At 29.0% G+C, this 3,657-nt stretch carries 4 protein-coding genes; 3 read left to right on the plus strand and 1 reads right to left on the minus strand.

Annotated features, from left to right (window positions below):
• Positions 1-536: S4 domain-containing protein (locus V6U76_RS04825; RefSeq protein WP_333023977.1), on the plus strand; the 536-nt coding region annotated here is incomplete at its 5' end.
• 266 nt (positions 537-802) lie between these two features.
• Here V6U76_RS04825 and prfA read toward each other — a convergent pair.
• The gene (gene prfA / locus V6U76_RS04830) at positions 803-1,888 is read right to left on the minus strand and encodes a peptide chain release factor 1 (RefSeq protein WP_333023978.1); all 1,086 of its coding nucleotides are present in this window, start codon (positions 1,886-1,888) and stop codon (positions 803-805) included.
• A 116-nt stretch (positions 1,889-2,004) separates the two neighbouring features.
• Here prfA and yihA point away from each other — a divergent pair, with 116 nt between their 5' ends.
• Entirely contained in the window at positions 2,005-2,619 is a 615-nt protein-coding gene (gene yihA / locus V6U76_RS04835; protein ID WP_333023980.1) for a ribosome biogenesis GTP-binding protein YihA/YsxC, read from the plus strand.
• A 1-nt stretch (position 2,620) separates the two neighbouring features.
• Positions 2,621-3,535 (plus strand): acetylglutamate kinase, encoded by a 915-nt coding sequence (argB, locus tag V6U76_RS04840; protein ID WP_408647430.1) that lies wholly within the window; start codon positions 2,621-2,623, stop codon positions 3,533-3,535.
• Positions 3,536-3,657: the final 122 nt, after the last annotated feature.

Raw genomic sequence — 3,657 nt, forward strand, 5'->3', positions numbered from 1 at the left:
AAAGCGGATCTGTATGGCTTAACGGTAATATGACAAAACCCTTTGATTATTGGCAATATTTTCGTAATATTGATGATCATGATATTGGACATTTTTTAAGGTTATTTACAGATTTACAAATTGATGAAATTAAAAAGTTAGAATCTTTGAAAGGTAGAGAAATAAATGAAGCAAAGAAAATTCTAGCAACAGAAGTAACAAAAATATGTCATGGTGAAAAGGAAGCAGAGCAAGCACAACTTGCAGCAGTTGCTATCTTTGAAGGAGAAGATAGCCCCTTATTGTTTGATTATATTATAAAAGAAGAACAAGTAAATTCAGGTATAACTTTAGTGGATTTATTGTTTAATACTAAATTAGTAGCTTCTAAAAGTGCAGCTAGACGTTTGATATTAGGTAATGGGTGTAAGGTTAATGGTGAGATTATAGATAATGCTCATTATATAATAAACTTAAAAAATTTTGCAGGACAATCATTTATAAAACTTTCTGCTGGCAAAAAACGCTATATTAAAGTTGTATTAGAAGTATTATAAAAACTCTTTCACGATATAGATGGCTGTGTTTTTTGCTTTAAATTGAGCTTGGTAATTTTGGTAAAATTCAAGGAGTTACATTAACTGAAAGAATAACAATATTATATAAAAAAAGATATAACCGAGAATACAGTACACTCAGAAACTGTAAAGCAATACAGTTTATAAAAAGCATTTATGCATCACCACCTTGATTTTTATGAATTTTCTAATTTATCTCCTATCAATAGTATTTAATGCTTTCATAGTAATGCGTCAAAATATTATTAATTTTCTCCTGATAATCTTTCTGCTTCACTATATGAAATTAATGCATTAATAAATTCATCCAAATCACCTTCTTTCAGTACAATATCCAATTGATGCGAAGTCATATTAATTCTATGATCAGTTATTCTTGATTGTGGAAAATTATATGTTCTGATACGTTCAGAACGGTCTCCAGAACCTATTTGATTTTTTCTTAGTGTTGATCTTTCCATTTCTTTTTTTTGCTTTTCAATTTCGTATAGTCTTGCTCTTAGTACTTTGAGTGCCTTAGCTTTGTTTTTATGTTGTGATTTTTCATCTTGTTGTATCACAACCATTCCTGTTGGAATGTGTGTTATTCTTACTGCACTGTCAGTTGTATTTACTGACTGTCCTCCAGGACCACTAGATCTATAAACATCTATCCTTAAATCTTTTTCATCTATTTTAAAATCTACTTCTTCTACTTCAGGTAATATTGCAACTGTAGCTGCTGAAGTATGCAATCTTCCAGAAGATTCTGTTTCAGGAACTCTCTGCACTCTATGTACTCCAGATTCAAATTTCAATCTAGAAAATACTTCCATTCCACTTATAGATGCAGAAGCATATTTGTAACCCCCTATACCGGTATGAGATATACTAATAGGCTCAAATTTCCAATTTTTCCTTTCTGCATATCTTTGATACATACGATACAAATTGGCTGCAAAAAGTGCAGCTTCTTCTCCACCTGTTCCAGCTCTGACTTCTAATATTACATTTTTTGCATCATCTTCATCTTTCATTAACAATGCTATTAGTGTGAGCTTCAGTTTATCTTTTACTTTTAGCACTTCCTTTTGTTTATCATAGAGTTCATTTTGTGCTAATTCTCTGATATCGGAATCACTTTCCTCGTCTTTTATAATTTCTTCTAGATCAGATATTTCTTTCTCTAATTGGTTAATTACATCTATTATTTGAATAATTGGTAATAACTCTGAATATTCTTTAGAAGCATTAATGAAATCCTGCTGACTTAAGTCACTTGGATTTTCTAACTTTGTTTTTATATTATAAAACTTTTCTCTTAATTCTTGTAAATTATCTTCTCTTTTCATATAATGATAAATAAAAAATTCTAACTTCATTACTAGATAATAAAAAACTATTTCAAAATGACAACTGTTCAAAATGACAATTACACTGTATAATAATACTTGAGTTTAGAGATAGAGTGATAAAGCATATTACACAAGACTGTTATTTTATATTTGGAGCATCAAATATAAAATCTTTTCCTGATGAACTTGTAGAAGAAATTGCTCTTGCTGGCAGATCTAATGTTGGAAAATCTAGTTTGATTAATTTGCTGGTAAATAGTAAGAAAATTGCTAGAGTTTCTTCTAAACCTGGGTGCACTAGGCAAATAAACTTCTACTCAGTATGCAGGAATAAAATCAGATTAGCTGATTTACCAGGATATGGGTACTCTCGTGCAAGTAAAGTAGAAAAAGCTGAGTACTTGCACCTAATTGAATATTATCTAGCTAATAGAAAGAATCTAAAGGAAGTTTTTGTGTTAATAGATGGAAAGATTGGACTAAAAGAAATAGACAAGAATTTCATTTACTGGTTAAAATACAAAAATATAAACTTTAGAATTATACTAACAAAAATAGACAAGGTGAATAAAGAAGATTTAAATGCTGTTTTGCAGCACATAAAAATATGGAGCTATAACCAAGGTATATTAATCGACAATTTAAGAATGGTAAGTAATCATATAAAGTACACATTAGATGAATTAAAAAGTGAAATCTTCAAATTCAGGCAAAATTGTAATAAATGATATGGAAAAAAATGGATTCTCAAGCAGCCAGTTTTTATTTCAACAAAAAGTTAAAGTATTACTAGAAACTTTACCAAATATACAAAGTTTTGAAGGAGAAACTTTTGTTATAAAATGTAATGGTGCTATAATGCTTGATCCTAAGCTTTTTACTAGCTTTGCGCATAATGTTGTTTTGTTAAAACAACTTGGTATAAATCCTATAGTAATTCATGATGGAGAACATGAAATAAATAAAACACTTAAAATGTTTAATATTAATAGTAAATTTATCAATGATGCTAGATTTACAGATAGAGATACTATACAAGTCATTGAAATGTTGCTATGTGGATCAATCAATAAAAATATTGTACAGCAAATAAATTCTTTAGGTGGTAATGCAATAGGTCTTTGTGGAAAAGATGGCAATCTACTAAAAGCAGAAAAGGCAATTTCTACATTTAAAGAAAATGGATTTGGCAACATTGAAAAAATAATAGATGTTGGGTTTATTGGCAAACCAACAGAAGTAAATCCTGATATACTTTTTCTTATTGAAGAATCTGACTTTATTCCAGTTATTGCACCAATATGTGGTGGAGAAAATGGAGAAACATATCATATTGATTCGGATAGCATGGCAAATGCACTAGCTACTGCAGTTTCTGCATCTAAAATGGTAATGTTTAGTGATTCAAGAGAAATGATAGATATTACCTCTAACAAAAAAATATCAACCAAAGATTTAAATGCATTGATCAACAATGGAACAATAAAAGAAGGGAACATTATAACTAAACTTTTATCGTATATAAAATTAGTAGAAGAATCTTTAGGAATAGCATGTATAGTCGATAGCAGTATACCTAATATTTTACTTGATTTATTATTTTGCGAAAGCCATTTTATTCTATCAATTGTAAATGAAGTATAACTTTACAGATCCTTTAGGTAGAAAATCTAATATATCTTTTGTGTTTGGTATTGAATTGGAATTCTATGCAAAAAAGTTAAAAGATAGCAATATCTTTTTGATCGACCTTACAAAAAGACTTG

The sequence above is a fragment of the Wolbachia endosymbiont of Pentidionis agamae genome (assembly GCF_036711655.1).
In the GTDB taxonomy this organism is placed as follows: Bacteria; Pseudomonadota; Alphaproteobacteria; order Rickettsiales; family Anaplasmataceae; genus JAZHPY01.